The 415-nt window shown below is 68.2% G+C and carries 1 protein-coding gene; it reads right to left on the bottom strand.

Annotated features, from left to right (window positions below):
* Positions 1-415: beta-ketoacyl synthase N-terminal-like domain-containing protein (locus EOA33_RS38520; RefSeq protein ID WP_281033620.1), on the bottom strand; the 415-nt coding region annotated here is incomplete at both ends.

Raw genomic sequence — 415 nt, 5'->3', positions numbered from 1 at the left:
GCCCGCCGCGCCCAGGAGATGGCCGATCGACGACTTGGTCGACGACATCGAGATCGTCGAGGCGGCATTGCCGACAAGGCGCTCGACCGCGCCGAGCTCGATCGTGTCGGCCATGGTCGAGGTGCCGTGCGCGTTGATGTAATCGATGTCGGCCGGCGAAAGCCTCGCCCGCTTCAGCGCCGCCGTCATGCAACGGAAGGCGCCGTCGCCGTCCTCGGCCGGAGCGGTGATGTGGTAGGCGTCGCCGGTCAGGCCGTAGCCGGTGACCTCGGCGTAGATTTTCGCGCCGCGCGCCTTGGCATGTTCGAGCTCTTCCAGCACGACAACGCCGGCGCCCTCGCCCATGACGAAGCCGTCGCGGTCGCGGTCATAGGGACGGGAAGCCTTTTGCGGCGTTTCGTTGCGCTCGGTCGAC

Source organism: Mesorhizobium sp. M4A.F.Ca.ET.050.02.1.1 (genome assembly GCF_003997725.1).
Taxonomy (GTDB): Bacteria; Pseudomonadota; Alphaproteobacteria; order Rhizobiales; family Rhizobiaceae; genus Mesorhizobium.
This window is presented reverse-complemented; position numbering and strand designations above follow the sequence as displayed.